At 66.1% G+C, this 17,920-nt stretch carries 21 protein-coding genes; 5 read left to right on the top strand and 16 right to left on the bottom strand.

The window, feature by feature from the left end; all coding sequences use genetic code 11:
• Positions 1 to 4 precede the first annotated feature (4 nt).
• From SCA01S_RS14860 to SCA01S_RS14870, 3 genes are all read right to left on the bottom strand, one after another.
• The gene (locus SCA01S_RS14860) at positions 5 to 490 is read right to left on the bottom strand and encodes a helix-hairpin-helix domain-containing protein (protein WP_062786948.1); all 486 of its coding nucleotides are present in this window, start codon (positions 488 to 490) and stop codon (positions 5 to 7) included.
• 170 nt (positions 491 to 660) lie between these two features.
• Positions 661 to 1,764: an acyltransferase family protein gene (locus SCA01S_RS14865; RefSeq protein WP_062786950.1), complete on the bottom strand. Its 1,104-nt coding sequence runs from the start codon at positions 1,762 to 1,764 to the stop codon at positions 661 to 663.
• Positions 1,765 to 1,937: 173 nt separating this feature from the next.
• Positions 1,938 to 4,091 carry a malate synthase G gene (locus tag SCA01S_RS14870; RefSeq protein ID WP_062787168.1) on the bottom strand — a complete coding sequence of 718 codons (2,154 nt, stop codon included), beginning with the start codon at positions 4,089 to 4,091 and terminating at the stop codon, positions 1,938 to 1,940.
• Between the two features lie 188 nt (positions 4,092 to 4,279).
• On the opposite strand from SCA01S_RS14870, the gene SCA01S_RS14875 reads away from it, so the two are divergent.
• From SCA01S_RS14875 to SCA01S_RS14890, 4 genes are all read left to right on the top strand, one after another.
• Positions 4,280 to 5,485: a hydrolase gene (locus SCA01S_RS14875; protein WP_062786953.1), complete on the top strand. Its 1,206-nt coding sequence runs from the start codon at positions 4,280 to 4,282 to the stop codon at positions 5,483 to 5,485.
• A gap of 6 nt (positions 5,486 to 5,491) precedes the next feature.
• Positions 5,492 to 6,529: an arginine N-succinyltransferase gene (locus SCA01S_RS14880; protein ID WP_062786956.1), complete on the top strand. Its 1,038-nt coding sequence runs from the start codon at positions 5,492 to 5,494 to the stop codon at positions 6,527 to 6,529.
• Between the two features lie 17 nt (positions 6,530 to 6,546).
• Positions 6,547 to 7,812, top strand: a complete 1,266-nt coding sequence (locus tag SCA01S_RS14885) for an N-succinylarginine dihydrolase (protein WP_062786959.1) — start codon at positions 6,547 to 6,549, stop codon at positions 7,810 to 7,812.
• Positions 7,813 to 7,995: 183 nt separating this feature from the next.
• Positions 7,996 to 8,256 (top strand): hypothetical protein, encoded by a 261-nt coding sequence (locus tag SCA01S_RS14890; RefSeq protein ID WP_022678100.1) that lies wholly within the window; start codon positions 7,996 to 7,998, stop codon positions 8,254 to 8,256.
• Positions 8,257 to 8,336: 80 nt separating this feature from the next.
• Here SCA01S_RS14890 and SCA01S_RS14895 read toward each other — a convergent pair whose 3' ends face one another.
• The 3 genes from SCA01S_RS14895 to rplU form a co-directional block, all read right to left on the bottom strand.
• Entirely contained in the window at positions 8,337 to 8,900 is a 564-nt protein-coding gene (locus SCA01S_RS14895; RefSeq protein ID WP_054132264.1) for a GNAT family N-acetyltransferase, read from the bottom strand.
• A gap of 227 nt (positions 8,901 to 9,127) precedes the next feature.
• Positions 9,128 to 9,397, bottom strand: a complete 270-nt coding sequence (gene rpmA / locus SCA01S_RS14900; protein ID WP_022678099.1) for a 50S ribosomal protein L27 — start codon at positions 9,395 to 9,397, stop codon at positions 9,128 to 9,130.
• Positions 9,398 to 9,420: 23 nt separating this feature from the next.
• Positions 9,421 to 9,717: a 50S ribosomal protein L21 gene (gene rplU / locus SCA01S_RS14905; protein ID WP_022678098.1), complete on the bottom strand. Its 297-nt coding sequence runs from the start codon at positions 9,715 to 9,717 to the stop codon at positions 9,421 to 9,423.
• 227 nt (positions 9,718 to 9,944) lie between these two features.
• Between rplU and SCA01S_RS14910 the strand changes: the two genes are divergently transcribed.
• The gene (locus SCA01S_RS14910; protein ID WP_157088998.1) at positions 9,945 to 10,496 is read left to right on the top strand and encodes a hypothetical protein; all 552 of its coding nucleotides are present in this window, start codon (positions 9,945 to 9,947) and stop codon (positions 10,494 to 10,496) included.
• 4 nt (positions 10,497 to 10,500) lie between these two features.
• Here SCA01S_RS14910 and SCA01S_RS14915 read toward each other — a convergent pair whose 3' ends face one another.
• The 10 genes from SCA01S_RS14915 to SCA01S_RS22585 form a co-directional block, all read right to left on the bottom strand.
• Positions 10,501 to 10,956 carry a molybdenum cofactor biosynthesis protein MoaE gene (locus SCA01S_RS14915; RefSeq protein WP_062786965.1) on the bottom strand — a complete coding sequence of 152 codons (456 nt, stop codon included), beginning with the start codon at positions 10,954 to 10,956 and terminating at the stop codon, positions 10,501 to 10,503.
• A 5-nt stretch (positions 10,957 to 10,961) separates the two neighbouring features.
• A complete protein-coding gene (locus SCA01S_RS14920; protein WP_062786968.1) occupies positions 10,962 to 11,777 on the bottom strand; it encodes a ferredoxin--NADP reductase in 816 nt (271 codons plus the stop codon).
• 267 nt (positions 11,778 to 12,044) lie between these two features.
• Entirely contained in the window at positions 12,045 to 12,281 is a 237-nt protein-coding gene (locus SCA01S_RS14925; RefSeq protein ID WP_062786970.1) for a MoaD/ThiS family protein, read from the bottom strand.
• Between the two features lie 5 nt (positions 12,282 to 12,286).
• Positions 12,287 to 13,294, bottom strand: coding sequence for a GTP 3',8-cyclase MoaA (gene moaA / locus SCA01S_RS14930; protein WP_054132265.1), 1,008 nt, complete (start codon positions 13,292 to 13,294; stop codon positions 12,287 to 12,289).
• A complete protein-coding gene (locus SCA01S_RS14935; protein WP_062786973.1) occupies positions 13,291 to 14,055 on the bottom strand; it encodes an SDR family oxidoreductase in 765 nt (254 codons plus the stop codon). The genes moaA and SCA01S_RS14935 overlap by 4 nt, the downstream gene beginning before the upstream one ends.
• Positions 14,052 to 14,426 (bottom strand): dihydroneopterin aldolase, encoded by a 375-nt coding sequence (locus SCA01S_RS14940; protein ID WP_022678091.1) that lies wholly within the window; start codon positions 14,424 to 14,426, stop codon positions 14,052 to 14,054. The genes SCA01S_RS14935 and SCA01S_RS14940 overlap by 4 nt, the downstream gene beginning before the upstream one ends.
• 49 nt (positions 14,427 to 14,475) lie before the next feature.
• A complete protein-coding gene (locus SCA01S_RS14945; protein WP_062786975.1) occupies positions 14,476 to 15,366 on the bottom strand; it encodes a class I SAM-dependent methyltransferase in 891 nt (296 codons plus the stop codon).
• Complete coding sequence (gene thrC / locus SCA01S_RS14950) at positions 15,366 to 16,784, bottom strand: threonine synthase (protein WP_062786978.1); 1,419 nt, start codon at positions 16,782 to 16,784, stop codon at positions 15,366 to 15,368. The genes SCA01S_RS14945 and thrC overlap by 1 nt, the downstream gene beginning before the upstream one ends.
• 88 nt (positions 16,785 to 16,872) lie before the next feature.
• Positions 16,873 to 17,478, bottom strand: a complete 606-nt coding sequence (locus tag SCA01S_RS14955) for an SURF1 family protein (protein WP_062786980.1) — start codon at positions 17,476 to 17,478, stop codon at positions 16,873 to 16,875.
• The gene (locus SCA01S_RS22585) at positions 17,478 to 17,867 is read right to left on the bottom strand and encodes a DUF983 domain-containing protein (RefSeq protein ID WP_231627740.1); all 390 of its coding nucleotides are present in this window, start codon (positions 17,865 to 17,867) and stop codon (positions 17,478 to 17,480) included. The genes SCA01S_RS14955 and SCA01S_RS22585 overlap by 1 nt, the downstream gene beginning before the upstream one ends.
• Positions 17,868 to 17,920 lie beyond the last annotated feature (53 nt).

Raw genomic sequence — 17,920 nt, forward strand, 5'->3', positions numbered from 1 at the left:
AGCTTTAGAGCTTCCCGAACTTGTCCTCATAGGCAGCGGTATCGCCGCTGCTCAGCAGCTTGGCCTGCTCTACCCAATTGTCGCGCGTGGGGCGGCCGGCAAAAGCGCCAAGCTGCGCATCGATGCGGGCCACGTCCTCGTCGGTCCAGGCGGCAATCTGCGCAAACTGCGTCACACCCAGGCTGGCCAGTAGCGTCTTGAGCTTGGGCCCCAGGCCCTTGATGCGAGTGAGGTCATCACCATCGGCAGCCGCCAGGGCATCGGCCGGGGGCGCAGTGGGTGGCGGCGGCACCGGAATGGCCGCAGCGGGCGGCGTATCGATCAGCGCGGTATTGCGCTGCGCAGGCGCCGCGCCTTCGGACAGGACATCGTTGAATTCGCGGCGTTCGGGTGCCTTGCCACCCCGGCGCAGCAGGAGGAACGCCACCACCAGCAGCAGCGCTACGGCGCCTGCCACCAGTTGCCAGTTGGCCTCGATCAGTTGCAGCATCGTCTAAAGTTCCATGTCGTTCATCTGACCACAAAGATCAGAAAGGCGATTCGCCATGCGGGCAAAACCGCGCCCGCCCGATGGGATCGCTGCATGACGAAGCATGCACGGCTGCGCAAGACACTTGCAGGGATCATGGCGCACGGCACACTTGCGCGCCTGGCTGGCAATCAGCCGCGGGCGATGCCGCCCTGGCCGTGCTTGCGCCGCTCACGCATGCCATCGACACGACGCCCCAGGGCAATCATCGGCTTTTCGATGAAGCGGTGGGTAACATCGCTGAGCAACAGCGACCCGACGGTGACCCCGGCAAAGCCGACGACCAACCCAGCGGGTACGCCAACGGCGGCAACCAACCGGGGTTGCAGCAGGAACAGGGCGTTAAGAAACAGGAAGTGCACCAGATAGACACTGAAGCTGATCCGCCCGATCCAGGTAAACAGCGGGGATTCGATGAACGCGGGGCGTGCCAAGGCGCTGGCCAGGACCAGGCTCGCGAACACCAGATCCGCCAGAAGCGCATTGGAAGTAGCCTTGGTCAACGCCATGGCCGGCACGGCCAGCAACAGCACCCAGAACAAGGCCCGCCAATTGACGGCGAAACGCTTTTGCAACACAGGTTCGATCAAGGCGACGGCACAGCCGCTGGCAAATGCCGGCAGGTGGACAAGAAAGAAATAGGACGCGAAAACCGCAGCATCGGTGCCTTCCCCTGGCCCCCAGCGATCGAGCACGAGGCGCACGACCATTGCCAGCGGATAGGAAAGCGCCGCGAGCGCGAAGAATGCCCGGCGGTTGCGCATCATGGCGAACAGCAACGGGAACAGGACGTAGAACATGGCCTCTGCGCCAATGCTCCACCCGCCGGGTACCACGTAGTTGATCGATGACGGAAACCACCCGTGGATGAACAGCAGCGTGGTGATCACCTGAAACGCATTGGGCCGCGCGGCGTAATGGAATTCACCCAGCGCGCCGAGCGCAATATACACCGCGCCAGCCAGATAGAATATCGGAGCTATGCGGAAAAATCGCCTGGTGAAAAACTGCGCAACATCCATTCCGCGGCCGAAATAAACCTTGGTCAGGGTATATCCGCTCACCACAAAAAAGAGCTGAACGCCTCGTTTGCCAAAATCAAAAAACTGAAGAATGCGATGAGGCAATTCAGGAAATGCTTGGGATACGTGGACAATAATCACCAACAGGATGGCAATTGCCCGCAATCCGTCAAGATAGAGAAACTTTTCTTGACGCGCACTTGTCCCGTTCATCACTGCCCCACCCACAATTTGCCCGAGAAATTTTCGTCGCCAAGGTATGCTGCAGTGCAACCATGGACCACGATCGGGCTTTATGCAAGTTTGCCGGATGCACCGTCAGGATGGGCTGGCGCAGCGCGCGGCAAGGCATCTGCCCCGCCACGCGCCGCGTCATACTGTCGTTCTCAGGCCGGCTCGGCCACCAGAACCGCCGCCTTCTTGCGACGGCGCCAGGCGTGGAGCAGCGGCTCGGTATAGCCGCTGGGCTGGGCTACGCCCTCGAACACCAGGTCGCATGCGGCGCGGAAGGCAAAGCTCGTGTCCCAGTTGCCTGTCATCGGCTCATAGGCCGGATCCCCGGCGTTCTGGGCATCCACCTTGGCCGCCATGCGCTGCAACGCATCCATTACCTGCGCTTGCGTACAGACCCCGTGCAGCAGCCAGTTGGCCAAGTGCTGGCTGGAAATGCGCAAGGTGGCGCGGTCTTCCATCAGACCGACATCGTCGATGTCGGGCACCTTGGAACAGCCCACGCCCTGGTCGATCCAGCGCACGACATAGCCGAGCAACCCTTGCGCGTTGTTGTCCAGCTCGGCGCGGATTTCCTCTTCTGACCAGTTGGCGCCATCGGCCAGTGGGATCGCCAGCAGAGCATCGAGCGCCGGAATGGGCCGCGCGGCGATCTCGGGGCGCAGGCCGAACACATCCACCTGGTGATAATGCGTGGCGTGCAGCGTCGCCGCCGTGGGCGAAGGTACCCAGGCGGTGTTGGCGCCTGTGCGCGGATGGGCGATTTTTTCGACAATCATGGCGCGCATGCGATCGGGCGCAGCCCACATGCCCTTGCCGATCTGCGCCTTGCCAGACAGGCCGCAGGCAAGCCCAATGCCGACATTGCGCGCTTCATAGGCGTCGATCCAGCTCGACTGCTTCATCGCGCCCTTGCGGATCATCGGGCCTGCCTGCATCGCGGTGTGGATTTCATCCCCCGTGCGATCGAGGAAACCCGTGTTGATGAACACCACGCGATCCTTCACCGCGGCGATGCAGGCCGCCAGGTTGGCGCTGGTGCGGCGCTCCTCGTCCATCACGCCGACTTTCACGGTATGGCGCGGCAGGCTGAGCAGATCTTCCACGGCATCGAACAGGTCATTGGCAAAGGCCACTTCTTCGGGCCCGTGCATCTTGGGCTTGACGATATAGATGGCACCCTGGCGGCTGTTGCGGTGCTGGCCCAGGCGCATCACATCGTGCATGGCAATGGCGCTGGTGATCACCGCATCCATGATGCCCTCGGGAATTTCCGATCCATCGGGCAGCAGGATGGCGGGGTTGGTCATCAGATGGCCAACGTTGCGCACGAACAAAAGACTGCGCCCCGGCAGGGCAAAGGCGGTGCCATCGGGCGCGGTCCAATCGCGATCGGGTTCCAGCGCGCGGTGCATGGTCTGGCCGCCCTTGGCGAACCGCGCGGTCAGATCGCCGCGCATCAGGCCGAGCCAATGGCGATAGGCCACCAGCTTGTCTTCCGCGTCGACCGCCGCGATCGAATCCTCCAGATCGACAATCGTGGTCAGCGCCGCTTCCAGCACGATATCGGCAAGGCCAGCCGCATCGCTGGCACCAACCGGGTGGGCCCGATCGAGCAAGAGTTCGATGTGCAGGCCGTTGTGGCGGAACAGCAGGCCGCCCGGCTTGTGCCCAACCCATTGCGCCGGATCAGCCAGGGCGGGCACGCCCTGCCCATCCCAATCGGCCCACGACCCCTGCGCCAGCGGCAGCGTGGCGTCCAGAAAAGCGCGCCCCGCCGCGATCACCGCCGCGCCGCGCGCCGCGTCATAGCCACCCGGCCGGGCGGGCGCGGCATCCAATGCGTCGGTGCCATACCAGGCATCATAGAGGCTGCCCCAGCGCGCGTTGGCGGCGTTGAGCAGAAAGCGATCGTTGAGCACGGGAACGACGAGTTGCGGCCCAGCCATGGTGGCGATTTCAGGATCGACGTCCTGCGTGCCCACGGCAAAGGGCGCAGGTTCGGGCACGATATAGCCGATCTCTTCCAGAAAGGCGCGATAGGCAGCAGGATCATGCGGCTGGCCCCGGCGCGCCACGTGCCAGGCATCGATCGCGGCCTGGATCGTCTCGCGCGTTTCCAGAAGCGCGCGGTTTACCGGGGTGAAACGCGCCACCAACCCGGCAAAACCCGCCCAAAACGCCCCGGCATCCAGCCCCAGCGGCGCCAGCACGTCGTTTTCCAGGAATGCGGCCAGCGCGGCATCCACCTGCAACCCGTCCCGCGTGATACGGGGGCGCAGGTCGGCAATTTCGGTAAACTCACCCATGGTCATCTGCCTTTGTCATCAAAACGGGCATGGCAATGCCGGCCATCGAACCGCATCCCTATCGGATACCGGATCTGTGCCGACCTGCCTATTGAACCTGGGGAGGAACACCCTTGTCTTGCCCGATTCGCGCCAGCTTGGCAACAGGGGTTCACCCGGCCTGCGCGAACGGCTAGGTGTGGTTTCCGATGCAACAGCTTTCCGCCACCGAGCAGGCCCTGCTCGCCCCGATCAACGGAGCCCCCCTGCTCGACCAGGTTCTGGCATGGAGCGCGATCAACACCGGCACGCGCCATCTTGCCGGCCTTGCCCGCCAGGCGGCGCTCCTGGCCGATGCCTTTGCCGCGCTGCCCGGCACGGTGGAACTGGTGGCGCCGGCCCCCGTGGAAAACGTGGCCGCCGATGGCACCGTGGGCCAGCTTGACCACGGCGCCCACCTGCTGGTGCGGGTACGGCCCAATGCGCCCCGGCGCTATCTGCTGACCGGGCACATGGACACCGTGTTCCCGCCAGGCGATCCGTTCCAGACCACGACCTGGCTGGACGACACCACGCTGGGCGGGCCGGGCGTGGCCGACATGAAGGGCGGCATCGCCGTGCTGCTCGCCGCTCTCACCGCGTTCGAGCGCAGTGCGGTGGCGAACCAGGTCGGCTATGACGTGCTGATCAATTCCGACGAGGAAACCGGCAGCCTGTCATCCGCGCCGCTGATCGCCCAGGTTGCCGCCGGCAAGGCGGCGGCACTGACCTATGAACCATCGGCCCTGCCCGATGGCACGCTGGCGGGCGCGCGGGCAGGCAGCGGCAACTATGCCGCCGTCATCACCGGCCGATCCGCCCATGCCGGGCGCAACCCCGATGACGGGCGCAACGCCATCGTCGCGGCGGCAGACCTGGCGCTGCGGCTCAAGGCCCTGCACCGCCCCGGCCTGTCGGTGAACCCGGCGCGGATCGATGGCGGCAGCGCCAACAACGTGGTGCCCGACAAGGCCGTGCTGCGCTGGAACATCCGCCCTGCGGCCGAGGCCGATGCACAAGGCTTTGCCGTGGCGCTGGGCGAGGCGGTAACAGAGGTGGAGCGCACGCACGATGTGGCGATCCACGTGCACGGCGGGATCAGCCGCCCGCCCAAGCCAATAACCGAACCAGCGCTGGCGCTGTTCACGCTGGTACGCGACTGCGGCGCGGCGCTAGGGCAGCCGATCGCCTGGAAGGACACCGGCGGCGTCTGCGATGGTAACAACATCGCCGCCCTGGGCGTGCCGGTGGTGGATACGATGGGGGTGCGTGGCGGATCGATCCATTCGCCGCACGAATTCCTGATCGTGCCCTCGCTGGCAGAGCGCGCGGCGCTGTCGGCACTGGTGCTGCATCGGCTTTCCGGGGGAGAATAGCGCACCATGACATTTCGTATCCGTGCCGCCCGCCCCACCGATGTGGAAGCCATGTACGAGATGGCCAAGCTCGGCGGCAGTGGCTTTACCAACCTGCCAGCTGATCGCGCCACCTTGCGCGCCAAGCTCGATCGCGCCGCCGCCTGCCTGGCCGACCCGCGCGAAAGCCTGCCCGACGGGCCGGGCGATGAGCTGTTCGTGGTGGTGCTGGAAAACGTGGCGACCGGCGAACTGCGCGGCACGGCGCAGATCTTTGCCTGCGTCGGACGCGGCGGACCGTTCTATTCCTATCGCCTCACCACGCTGACCCAGCATTCCAAGGAACTGAACCGCACGTTCCGCGCCGAGATGCTGCACCTGGCCACAGACCTCGAAGGATCGAGTGAGGTGGGTGGGCTGTTCCTCCACCCGGCAGAGCGCGCTGGCGGGCTGGGCATGCTCTTGGCGCGCAGCCGCTATCTGTTCATAGCCATGCACCGCGCCCGCTTTGCCCCGCGTATTCTGGCCGAACTGCGCGGTGTGATCGACGAGCGCGGCGGATCGGCGTTCTGGGACGCGGTGGGCGGCAAGTTCTTTGGCATGGGCTTTCAGGAAGCCGATCATTTCAACGCGTTGAACGGCAACCAGTTCATCGCCGACCTGATGCCCAAGCACCCGGTCTATGTGGCGATGCTGCCGGAAAACGCGCGCACGGCCATCGGCATGCCGCATCTCAACGGCCGGCCGGCCATGCGGATGCTGGAGGCCGAAGGGTTCGCCTATGAAGGCTATGTCGACATTTTCGACGGGGGCCCGACGATGACCGCCCGCACCGACCAGGTACGCTCCATCGCCGGCGCCAAGGCGCAGACCGTGGCCCACATCGCCGCGCCTGAAGGCCATGGCCCGGTGCGCCGCGTACTGGCCGCCACCGGGCGCCTGGCCACGTTCCGCTGCACGCTGGGGGAAGTGACGCAGGGCGCCGATGGCCTGGTGATCGATCCTGTCGCCGCCGCCGCGCTGGACGTGCGGCCGGGTGACACTGTGTGGCATGTGGACCGCTGAAGAACGGAACGAACGAGATGGCACTGCTGGAAATCAACTTCGACGGGCTGGTCGGCCCCAGCCACAACTACGCCGGGCTCAGCCTGGGTAACCTGGCATCGGCCAACCATGCCGGCCAGGTCTCCTATCCCCGCGCTGCTGCGCTGCAGGGGCTGGCCAAGATGCGCCACAACCTTGATCTTGGCTTGGTCCAGGGCATGTTTGCGCCGTTGCCGCGCCCCAATCCGGGGCTCCTGGCGGCGCTGGGTCTTGCCGGACAAGAGCCGGCGGACGAGGCCGAACGCCGCCTGCGCGCGGCGGCCTGGTCGGCCAGCGCAATGTGGACGGCCAATGCCGCCACTGTCAGCCCCGCGCCCGATACCGCCGACGGGCGCTGCCATCTGTCTGCGGCCAACCTGGTGACCATGCCCCACCGCGCGCAGGAATGGCCCGACACCGTGCGCCAGTTGCGCCTGGCCTTTGGCGATGCCGCGCACTTTGCCGTGCACGATGCCGTGCCGCCCTGCTTTGGTGATGAGGGCGCCGCCAACCACATGCGCATGGCCACCAGCCATGGCGCTGCGGGCCTGGAAATCTTTGTTTATGGCCGCCCGGGCGGCGCCTTTCCAGCGCGGCAGCACGAACAGGCCAGCCGCGCGATTGCCCGCGTCCATGGGCTCGATCCGGCGCGCTGCCTGTTCGTGGAACAGGCGCCCGAGGCCATTGCCGCCGGCGCTTTCCACAACGATGTCGTGGCCGTCGCCAACGAGCGCGTGCTGTTCACCCACGAACAGGCCTTCACCGATCCCGAGGGCACCTATGCCGCGATTCGCGAGCGCCTGCCCGAGGCCGAAATCGTCGTCGTGCCGGCCAGCGCGGTAAGCCTTGCCGATGCCATCAAGTCCTACCTGTTCAATGCCCAGCTGCTGACCCTACCGGGCGGTGAAATGGCGCTGGTGATCCCGCTGGAAGCCTGGGAAACGCCATCGGTGCGCGGCTGGCTGAATACGATGCTGGCCGGCAATGGGCCGATTCGCCAGGTCTTGCCGGTGGACGTGCGCCAATCCATGGCCAATGGCGGCGGGCCGGCATGCCTGCGGCTACGCGTAGTGGCCGATCCGGCCACGGTCGATCCGCGCTTCCTGCTCGACAACGGGCGGATAGACCAGCTGGAACAAGTGGTTGCTGCGCATTGGCCCGAACAGATCGATGCTGCGGACCTGGGCCAGCAGGCCTTGGCAAACAGCGTGATCGCCGCCCGCGCGGCCCTGCTCGATGCCTTGGGCCTGACCGAACTGCACTGAGTGGAACTGCACGTAACCGACAGGCGTTGTCCTGCTGTCTGCGGAATTGTCGCCCCCCTTTACAATGAAGGGCGCGTTAAGCTTTAATGCGCCCGTATTCATTGGATTGGCACGAAGGTTGCTGATCGGGGTGGCGAGAGGTCCGGCGGATCGCAAACCCAGCATGGAGACAAGGGACAACGCATGCTCCGCAAGATTGGCCGCCTCTTCCTGATCAAGAATCGCTTTGAGGCGTTTGCGGTGATCTATGCGTTGGCCCTGGGCGCGGTAGAACGCGGGCAGGCCTACCTCACGCGGTTTCCCGGTTTTGGTGGCAAGCTGCTGTTCCTGGCTACGACCTGCGCGGTGTTCATGGCCGGGGCCAAGATTCTCGATTGCCTCAAGTTTGAACAGGCCCGCGCGGCGGAAAAGACTCCCGAGCCAGAGGCTGCTCCGCCCGGCTGATCACTCTCACGCGGCTGGCGGCACGCGCTGCAACGAAAAAGCCCCTTCGGCCGATGGCAGAAGGGGCTTTTCCTTTTCCGTCAGGCGGCCAGGCGACGATCCCCATCGCAATTGCCAGGCGGATCGAGATCCAGGGCATAGCCGAGCGTGGGCGCCACACCGTCGCGGGCCCGGCTGGCGCCAGGGCGAATCTCGCCGGTGGAGCGGAAGCCCAGCTTGGCCAGGACCCGGCCCGAGGCGGGATTGTCGAGGAAGTGGCGCGCCGCCACGCGGCGATGGCCCAGCGTGGCCGCCAGCGTCAGCACTGCCCGCGCCGCCTCGGTGGCAAAGCCACGCCCCCAATGGGCACGGGCCACCCAATAACCGAGCAGCGGCGCCGCGCCGGGCGGGCCGTGCTCATCGGGCATCAGGCCCACGCTGCCAATCAGTTGCGCGCCTTCGGGCCCCGGCAGGGTAACGAAGAAATGCGGATAGCGGCCGTCCTGCGCCAGGGCAGCAAAGGCCCGCGCATCATCGGCACGATAGGGCCAGGGCGCCCGCGCCAGATGGCGCACCACCGCCTCGTCATCGATCAGGGCATAGAGTTCGGCCCAATCCTCGGGCCAACCCGGCCGCAGGAACAGCCGCTCGCTGCGAATGAACATCGGTAATCTCCAGTCAACCGCTCCCTTTCGCCGGATGCTTATGCACTTTCCGATGACAGGGATATTGCGTGCTGCGCCAAGTGCTTCGGTTTTCGAGGCAAATGGCGCCGTTGCGGATGAGGGAGACAAAGAAAAAGGGAGATGGGGCAAGGCCCCTCTCCCTCGTTCAGCCGGCGCGAAACCGGCGGGGCCATCCCATCAGGATGGCCCTTGGCATGACCATCCGCTTATTCGGCGGCTTCGGCCATCAGGTCGACCGACACGTACTTGCGGCCAAGCTTGCCGGCGTGGAAACGCACGCGGCCGTTGGCAAGCGCAAACAGGGTGTGGTCCTTGCCGAGGCCAACATTGGCGCCGGGGTACACGCGGGTGCCGCGCTGACGGATAATGATGTTGCCGCCGACCACGTCCTGGCCGCCGAACTTCTTCACGCCAAGGCGCTTGGACTGCGAGTCGCGACCGTTGCGCGACGAGCCGCCTGCTTTCTTATGTGCCATCTCTGCTTACTCCGAACTGGCGCTCAGGCGACCGACACGATGCGCAGCAGAGTCATCTGCTGGCGGTGGCCGTTCTTGCGGCGATAGTTGTGACGGCGGCGCTTCTTGAACACCACGACCTTTTCCGACTTGGCCTGGGCGATGATTTCCGCCGAAACGGTAATGGCCGAAGCGTCGGCCAGTTCGCCATCCTTGCCAGCCAGCAGGACGTCACCGAGGGTGATGGTTTCACCGGCTTCGCCAGCCAGCTTTTCCACCGCGATCTTATCTCCGGCGGCCACCCGATACTGCTTGCCGCCCGTGCGCACAATTGCGAACATGGTTCTGCTATCCGTTTCAAATGCCTGACCCACCAAGCACCCCGATCGGCCAATTCCGAATCGCGGACAGCGGGCAATGTGCCGGTTCCCCGCAATCATGCGAAGCCCCGGAAAGAGGGGCGCGGATAATCCAAGCGGGCCGGCATGTCAACGCCGGGGAAGTGGGAAATGCGCGAAGCAGCGCCCCTACCGCTGGCCATTGGCCGCCCACGTGCTATGGCACCGCCATGGCTTGCCTGTCCACTCGCTTCATCCTGCAACGGCTTTGCCTTGTTGGCCTGATCGCCGCCCCCGCCCTAGTTGTGGGCGGCTGCTCGCCCGATCGCGGGCGTTTCCCCTCGCTGGCGATTCGCCCTGCGGAACGCGCGTTTGGCCAGGCCAAGGCCGCACCAGCCGATGCGGCGGCAGCAGCGCCGGCACCGATTCCCGCCGATGCCACGCTGCCCCAGCGCCTTGCCGCACTGGAAGAGCGTGCACGCGAGGCGGATGCCCGGTTCATCGCTTTGGTGCCCGAAGCCACGCGCGCTGCCGCGCGTGCGCACAATGCCGCCAATGGCAGTGAGACCTGGAACCTGGCCCAAGTGGCGCTGGCCCGCCTCGAATCGGCGCGTAGCGACACCGCGATCGCTCTGGCTGATCTCGATCAGATGGCAACAGCGGCGGAAATCGCCGCAGTGGACCGGCCCACCCCCGATGCGGCGCATGTGATCAATGCCCGCGATTCGGTCGCCGCGCGCGTGGCGCAGCAGGATAGCGTGCTGGCGCAGTTGAAGGGCTGACGCCCTACCAGCGCGCGCGATCGGCAAAATCCTGCGTGCGCGGCTCGATCCAGCGCCAGCCGGCCGCGGTCTTTTCCCGCTTCCAGAACCAGCTGTCGCTCTTGAGGTGATCCATCACGAAGTCGGTGGCGGCAAATGCCTCGCGCCGGTGGCGGGCGGCGGCGGCAACCATCACGATCGGATCGCCCGGCAGCATCACGCCGTGGCGGTGGATCACCAGCAACCCTTCCAGCCGCCAGCGGGTCAGGGCCGTGGCCGCCAGCGCTTCCATCCCCGGCAGGGTGAGCGGGGCATAATGGCGCAACTCCAGCGCTTCCACGCCATCGCCATCGCTGCCGCCATCGCGCACTTGGCCCAGAAAACTGACAACCCCGCCAGCACCGCCAAACTGCCCGGTAAAGGCAGCCAGCAGCGCGGCGGGGTCAAACGCCGCATCGGTGAGACGGACGTCTGCCGTCATGCCGATCAGCCGACGAACGCGCGTTCGATCACGAAATCGCCCGGCTTGGCGTTGGAGCCTTCGACAAAGCCCATGCCTTCGAGCAGCGCGGCGAAATCCTTGATCATGTCCATCGAGCCGCACAGCATGACGCGATCGGTGGCGGGATCGAGGCGCGCCTCACCCGGAATGCCCTCGAACAGCGCGCCGCTTTCGATCAGCTTGTCGATGCGCACGTTGTTCTTGAACGGCTCGCGCGTGACGGTGGGCACATAGTGCAGCTGCTGCGCAGCCTGTTCGCCCACCAGCGGATCTTCCGCAAAGCCGCTCGACAGTTCTTCGCGGAAGGCCAGCTCGCTCACCTTACGCACCGAGTGCACCACGACGACCTGTTCATAGAATTCATAGACATCGGGATCGCGCGCCAGCGACAGGAATGGCGCCAGGCCGGTGCCGGTCGACAGCATGAACAGGCGCTTGCCCGGCAGCAGAGCATCGGTCACCAAGGTGCCGGTCGGCTTCTTGCCAAGATAGATCTGGTCGCCGGGCTGAATCTTCTGCAGGCGCGAGGTCAGCGGACCATCGGGCACCTTGATCGAGAGGAATTCGAGTTCCTCGGCCCAGGCCGGGCTCGCCACCGAATAGGCGCGCAGCAGCGGACGGCCATTGTCTCCCTGCAGGCCGATCATCACGAATTCGCCAGAGCGGAAGCGGAACGAGGCCGGACGGGTCACGGTGAAGCTGAACAGGCGCTCGTCCCAGTGCTTGACCGTGAGCACGGTTTCCACCGTGGCTGCGGCCGTGGGTTCGAGCGTGGCGACTTCCACCTGGGGCTGAGACATCGAAAGGGGTTTCCTTGGCAATCGGCCCCGCACCCGCGATGGGATCAGGCCATGGGGCCGGGCAAGCTGGCCCGGCAAGCGCCGTCCCCATACGGATGCCGGGGCGCGCTGTCAAAAACCTGCCCTGCGAAAATAGCTTTCAGGGTCTAAAGTGGGTGGCATTGCGCACGGCGCCCTTCGACAGGCTCAGGGCGAACGGGGGTGAGCCAACCAGCCGGAAGTCCGTTCGGGCTGAGCTTGTCGAAGCCCCCCAAAGCCCCCGCCGCCTCAGCCGCCGCTCACCGGTGGCAGGAACGCCAGTTCGTCACCCTCGCCCAGCACCATCGCTTCGCTTTCGCCCACCAGCTTGCCATTGAGCGCCCAGCGCACCCGCTCGCCCAGAAGATCGAGCGCCAGCGCAGGGTCGAGCCCGGCGAGGATATCGGCAAGCGGGCCAGGCGTGACAGCCATTTCCGCACAGCCGGCGCGGTCTTCCAGGCGGCCGAGGAACACGAGCTTGGCCATGGCGATCAGCCCCCGGTCGTCGACATGTGGCGCGAAACGGCCGGGGCCGCGCCGGCGCGGTCGATGGCAAAGGCGTGGCGTTCCTGCTTTTCGCCCATGGCGCGGGCAAAGGCATCGGTCAGCGCGGCATCGGGATCGTCAGAACGCAGCGCGGCGCGCAGGTCCACACGCCCTTCCCCGCCTAGGCACATGTAGAGCTGGCCCGTGGCCGTAACCCGCACGCGGTTGCAGGTGGCGCAGAAATTGCCCGTCAAAGGCGTAATGAAACCCAGCCGACCGCCGGTTTCGGCAATATCGACATATCGCGCCGGCCCACCCGTGCTCACCGCGTTGGGCACCAGCGTCCAGCGCTGTTCCAGATCACGGCGCACGGCATCGAGCGGGAGGTAATGATCGAGGCGATCTTCCTCGACATCGCCCAGCGGCATCACTTCGATCAGCGTCACGTCATGGCCCTGGCCATGTGCCCAGGCGATCAGGTCGGGCAATTCATCCTGGTTCACGCCCTTGAGCGCCACGGCGTTGAGCTTGACCTTGAGGCCGGCCGCCCGCGCGGCGGCCAGGCCTTCTAGCACTTGGGGCAGGCTATCGCGCCGGGCCAGCGCGGCAAAGCGGCTGCGGTCGAGCGTATCGAGTGACACGTTGATGCGGCGCACGCCGGCGGCGACCAGATCGTCGGCAAATTCGGCCAGCCGGGTGCCGTTGGTGGTCAGCGTCAGTTCCTGGAGCCCGCCCCCGCCCAGGTGGCGGCCCAGCGCGCGTACCAGATCGACCATGTCGCGCCGCACCAGCGGCTCTCCGCCGGTCAGGCGCAGCTTGGTGACGCCGCGATCGATGAACGCACGCGACACCTTGTACAGCTCTTCCAGGCTCAACACGTCGGCACGCGGCAGGAACGTCATGCGTTCGGGCATGCAATAGGTGCAGCGCAGGTCGCAGCGATCCGTCACCGACAGGCGAAGATAGGTTATGGCCCGCGCAAAGCGGTCAACCAGAGGCGCGGGCGCTGTCATCGTTCGAGATATACGAAGTCCCGAGGGTAGGATTCAAGGCTTGCGCCGGCATCGACGAAAAGAGTTTGTCCGGTCACCGCGCGCGCTGTCGCCAGATAGTGCACGGCATCGGCAATTTCATCGGCGCCGGGCAGGCGCTTCAAGGGCATGATCTCTTCCAGGCGGTGCCACTGGTCAGCGTCGTAATCCTGCGTCGGCAGGATCAGGCCGGGCGCCACGCCGTTGACCCGCACTCGCGGTGCCAGCGCGCGCGCCAGGGTGCGCACCGCGGCATGCAGCGCCTGCTTGGACAGGGTGTAGCTCAACTGGTCGGGCACCGGGTTCTGCACGCGCTGGTCGAGAATATTGACCACGGCGCCTTCGTCCTCACCCAGCGCCTCGGCAAAGGCACGGGTCAGCAGCAGTGGCGCAAACAGATTGACGCCGAAATGCTGATCCAGCGCCTCGGGTGCGAGGTTGGCGATCGTGTCGTCCTGAAACAGCGACGCGCAGTTGACCAGAAGGCGCGGTGCCTGGCCGGCGCGGGCGATGACATCGGCCAGCATCGCGGCCGGAAAGGCGCTATCGCCCAGATCGCCTGCCAGGGGATGCACTGTCGCGCCCAGCCACTGCAGCTGGGCGGTGAATTCGGGATCGAAGGTGTGCGCGTGGTGCGCGTGCAGCGCCAGGTCCCAACCCTCCTGCGCCAGCTTGCGGGCAATCGCGGCCCCGATTCGGCGCCATCCGCCAGTGACCAGCGCCAGCGGGCGGGGCACGCTCATCCGCGGCGGGCGCGGGTAAGCGTCATGCCGATATCTTCTCCAGCCTCGCTGATGGCGAGCTTCACGATTTTCACTTCCACCTGGGTCACCCGCGCATCCTGTACGAACAACGTCTCACAGATGTGGTCTGCAACCGATTCGATCAGTTGGAAATGCACATCTTTGGGCAATCCGTCGCTCGCGGCGTGCTTGAGGTCCATGTAGTTCTTGCTCGCGGTCAGCGGGCAATCGGCCGTGTAGCGGTCCTGGGGACGCAGCCAGGCACGGATGGAAATCCGCAGGGGCTGCGGACGGCCGGTCTCTTCCGAATAGATCCCGGTCAGGACATCGGTTTCGACATTGGCGACTTCGAGGATCAGGCTGTCAGACACGCGCGCGCCATTGGCACTTGGCCACGCGAATGTCCAGCATCAGCCGCGCTTATGCCGCGCGGTTCCACCGTGCGAAAATCGCCGTGGGCAGGACACGCCCGCCCGGTCCTTCCTCGGCCAGGGCCAGATCGCCATGCTCGATCGTGCCGGGCAAGTGCGCCAAAGCCTCGGCCAGCAAGCCGCCAATGGCGAGCGAGGACATGCGTACGGCATAGACCGTCAGGAACAGGAAGCTGCTGTTGGCATCGAGCAGGCGGGCGCAATCGGCGATCAGACCGGGCAGGCTCTCTTCCAGGCGCCACACTTCGCCTTCCGGGCCACGACCGAACTTGGGCGGATCGAGAATGATGCCGTCATAGCGCTTACCCCGGCGCACTTCGCGCGCGGTGAACTTGGCCGCGTCGTCGACGATCCAGCGCACCGGGCGGCCATCCATGCCCGAAAGCGCGGCATTGACGCGGGCCTGGGCGACCGACTTTTTCGAGGCATCGACATGGGTAACCGGGCCAAAGCGCGAGAGCGACAGCGTGCCGACGCCGGTGTAGCCGAACAGGTTGAGCGTGGTGGCGTCATCACGTCCGTCCAGACGCTCGCCCATCCAGTCCCAAACCGGGGCCATGTCGGGGAAAAAGCCCAGGTGACGGAACGGCGTGCAGCTGGCGGTGAACTGCACCGCGTTCCACGCCAGCGGCCAGCCTTCGCGCGGCACCGGGCCGTCAAACAGCCAGCGCCCGCCGCCATCCTCGTCGGAACCGGGCACGAATTCGCCATCGGCCGCCCATTCGCCCAGCGCCGGCGCCCACATCGCCTGGGGTTCAGGGCGGATGAAGCGATGCGGGCCATAGCGCTCAAGCTTGCGGCCATGGCCCGAATCGATGAGGGCGAAATCCCCCCAAGGCGATCCCACCATCAACTGTGGCTGGAGCGTAAGCGCGGCCATCAGGCGTCCTTCTTGCCGATCTTGGGTGTTGCGCGCTCGGTCACATAGGCTGCCACGGCCTCATACGTGCCGGGCAGGTGGTCGCAGCGTTCCTGGCGCTCGAACAGATCGCCCACGCGCGCGGGCAGCGGCGGGCGCACGCCGGTGGCGCGCTCCACCGCATCGACGAACTTGGCGGGATGGGCCGTGGCCAGGGTCACCACCGGCACATCGGTCGGCAGCCCTTCGGCCACGCGCGCGGCATGCAGGCCGATTGCGGTATGCGGATCAAGCACTTCGCCCGCTGCCTCATAGGCCCAGCGCATGGCCTGGGCCATCTGTGCGGGATCGCAGCGCGCGCTGGTGAACAGGCCGCCGATCGCTGCACGCTGGGCATTGGTCAGTTGCAGCGCCTTGGTGGCATCGAACTGCTGCATCTGCGCGGCCAGGACAGCGGCATCGCGCCCGCAGGCATCGAACAGCAGGCGTTCGAAATTGGACGAGACCTGAATATCCATCGACGGCGCCGCCGTGGGCGTGACCGTGCTGGCCGAATAGTCCCCAGCCGACAGCGCGCGGTGGAGAATGTCATTGATGTTGGTGGCCACGATCAGCCGCTCCACGGGCAGGCCCATCTGCGCCGCGACATAGCCGGCGAACACGTCGCCGAAATTGCCGGTCGGCACAGAGAAGGCCACCTTGCGGTGCGGTGCGCCCAGTTGCAGCGCGGCGGCGAAATAATAGACCACCTGCGACATCAGCCGCGCCCAGTTGATCGAATTGACCGCGGCAATGCCATAAGTGCCGGTGATCGCGGCATCGTTGAACATGCGCTTCACCATCGCCTGGGCGTCGTCAAAGCTGCCGTCGATCGCGATGTTATAGACGTTGGGCGCGATCACCGTGGTCATCTGCCGGCGCTGAACATCAGACACGCGGCCATGGGGATGCAGCATGAAGATATCGACCTTGGCGCGGCCAGCCACGGCGTCGATCGCGGCAGAGCCGGTATCGCCCGAGGTGGCACCCACGATGGTCAGGTGATCCTCGCGGCGAGCCAGGAATTCCTCGAACAGCAGGCCCAGCATCTGCAAGGCCACGTCCTTGAACGCCAGGGTCGGGCCGTGGAACAGCTCGAGCACCCACTGCCGCTCGTCGAGCTGCTTGAGCGGGGTGACGGCGGCATGGGCAAAGCGGCCATAGGCCTGGCCGGTCAATTCGCGCAGGCGTTCGGGCGAAAGGCTGTCGCCCACGAAAGGCGCCATGATCCGCGCGGCCAGTTCGGCATAGGGCAGGCCAGCCATGGCGGCGATCTCATCATGGCTGAACTGCGGCCAGGCTTCGGGCACGTAGAGGCCACCGTCGGACGCGAGGCCCGCCAGCGTGACGCCTTCGAAATCGAGCGAGGCGGCCTGGCCCCGCGTGCTGACATACTTCATCGCCAATCCCCGTGTGCCGCGCCCACCGCAAGGGCAGCGCCCAATCATCACCGGCACGCCATCGCGCGCGTTGTCGTCAGCGCGGCGCCTAGCGCCCCGGGGGCATCGTGACAACCACCGCCGCGCCTTTCGCGCGCCGGCGCAGGGCCAGGGCATAGATCACCAGCGCTACGGCGGCGAACAGGAACCACTGCACCGCATAGGCCAGATGGTTGTTGGGAATGTCAGACGGATCAGGCGCGGCATTGGCGCCCAGGCCGGCAAGCGGCGGATCGGCAACCAGGCGGGTGATCTTGTGGAACGGGGCGATTCGGCCCGTGACCCGCCCACCATCCCATTGCGGCGGATGCGGATCGCGCGACCAGCCCAGTTGCACCAGCGCGGGCATACCACCCGGCGCTTGGCAATGGGCAATGTGCACATAGCCACTTTCACCGGCAGCGTTGCGGCCGCCCACCGAATCCCACAGGCCAGGCTGCACCTGGCAATCGAACGTGGCACGGCGATAGAGCACGGCCTTGCCATCGCCTGCCACGGGGAACGGGACCGGCGCGGGATTGACCAGCGCGGCGGCAAAGCGCGCCAGCAGCGCCTCTTTCTGCACCTTGCGCTGCAATTGCCAGAAACCCAGGCCGATCATCACGGCCACGGCCAGCAGCACGATGCAGGTGGGCAGCACGGGAATACGCCGCATCAGCCCTGCCCTCGCGGTGCCACGCGCGCGGCCAGCACCGCGGCACGCACCGCACGTACCGCAAGGCCCACGATCAGCGCGCTCGCCGGGCCCCAGACCAGCGGATAGACCCACAAGGGCAGGCGCCAGATATCATCGACCCGCAGCGCGGAAAACACCAGCAACGCCACAAGCGGGATGACCACAGGATAGAGCGCGCGCCCGCTTGCCTCGTGCACGGCCAGCGGCTCGCCACAGGCGCGGCAGTGGTCATTGAGCTTGGGCGGCTCCCACGCCCGCCCGGCCCAGACCATGCCGGGCGTATTGCAGGCCGGGCACATGCCATGGCGCGCCACCTGCCACCAGCCTGGCCCGGTGGCCGATCTGCTGCTCCCGCTGTTTTCGCTCATGATCATCGGGATAGCGCCCGCGCCCGCCCCGGTCCAGCTTGCACATGGGCCAT

This window comes from Novosphingobium capsulatum NBRC 12533, assembly GCF_001598375.1.
Taxonomy (GTDB): Bacteria; Pseudomonadota; Alphaproteobacteria; order Sphingomonadales; family Sphingomonadaceae; genus Novosphingobium; species Novosphingobium capsulatum.

Excerpts from the sequence above, each read along its gene's own strand:
- thrC (WP_062786978.1), bottom strand. The coding sequence starts at position 16,784 with ATGAAGTATGTCAGCACGCGGGGCCAGGCCGCCTCGCTCGATTTCGAA.
- SCA01S_RS14945 (WP_062786975.1), bottom strand. The coding sequence starts at position 15,366 with ATGGCCGCGCTTACGCTCCAGCCACAGTTGATGGTGGGATCGCCTTGG.
- rpmA (WP_022678099.1), bottom strand. The coding sequence starts at position 9,397 with ATGGCACATAAGAAAGCAGGCGGCTCGTCGCGCAACGGTCGCGACTCG.
- moaA (WP_054132265.1), bottom strand. The coding sequence starts at position 13,294 with ATGACAGCGCCCGCGCCTCTGGTTGACCGCTTTGCGCGGGCCATAACC.
- SCA01S_RS14915 (WP_062786965.1), bottom strand. The coding sequence starts at position 10,956 with ATGACGGCAGACGTCCGTCTCACCGATGCGGCGTTTGACCCCGCCGCG.
- SCA01S_RS22585 (WP_231627740.1), bottom strand. The coding sequence starts at position 17,867 with ATGAGCGAAAACAGCGGGAGCAGCAGATCGGCCACCGGGCCAGGCTGG.
- SCA01S_RS14865 (WP_062786950.1), bottom strand. The coding sequence starts at position 1,764 with ATGAACGGGACAAGTGCGCGTCAAGAAAAGTTTCTCTATCTTGACGGA.
- SCA01S_RS14860 (WP_062786948.1), bottom strand. The coding sequence starts at position 490 with ATGCTGCAACTGATCGAGGCCAACTGGCAACTGGTGGCAGGCGCCGTA.
- SCA01S_RS14885 (WP_062786959.1), top strand. The coding sequence starts at position 6,547 with ATGGCACTGCTGGAAATCAACTTCGACGGGCTGGTCGGCCCCAGCCAC.
- SCA01S_RS14890 (WP_022678100.1), top strand. The coding sequence starts at position 7,996 with ATGCTCCGCAAGATTGGCCGCCTCTTCCTGATCAAGAATCGCTTTGAG.
- SCA01S_RS14920 (WP_062786968.1), bottom strand. The coding sequence starts at position 11,777 with ATGTCTCAGCCCCAGGTGGAAGTCGCCACGCTCGAACCCACGGCCGCA.
- rplU (WP_022678098.1), bottom strand. The coding sequence starts at position 9,717 with ATGTTCGCAATTGTGCGCACGGGCGGCAAGCAGTATCGGGTGGCCGCC.
- SCA01S_RS14910 (WP_157088998.1), top strand. The coding sequence starts at position 9,945 with ATGGCTTGCCTGTCCACTCGCTTCATCCTGCAACGGCTTTGCCTTGTT.
- SCA01S_RS14870 (WP_062787168.1), bottom strand. The coding sequence starts at position 4,091 with ATGGGTGAGTTTACCGAAATTGCCGACCTGCGCCCCCGTATCACGCGG.
- SCA01S_RS14895 (WP_054132264.1), bottom strand. The coding sequence starts at position 8,900 with ATGTTCATTCGCAGCGAGCGGCTGTTCCTGCGGCCGGGTTGGCCCGAG.
- SCA01S_RS14880 (WP_062786956.1), top strand. The coding sequence starts at position 5,492 with ATGACATTTCGTATCCGTGCCGCCCGCCCCACCGATGTGGAAGCCATG.
- SCA01S_RS14925 (WP_062786970.1), bottom strand. The coding sequence starts at position 12,281 with ATGGCCAAGCTCGTGTTCCTCGGCCGCCTGGAAGACCGCGCCGGCTGT.
- SCA01S_RS14955 (WP_062786980.1), bottom strand. The coding sequence starts at position 17,478 with ATGCGGCGTATTCCCGTGCTGCCCACCTGCATCGTGCTGCTGGCCGTG.
- SCA01S_RS14935 (WP_062786973.1), bottom strand. The coding sequence starts at position 14,055 with ATGAGCGTGCCCCGCCCGCTGGCGCTGGTCACTGGCGGATGGCGCCGA.
- SCA01S_RS14875 (WP_062786953.1), top strand. The coding sequence starts at position 4,280 with ATGCAACAGCTTTCCGCCACCGAGCAGGCCCTGCTCGCCCCGATCAAC.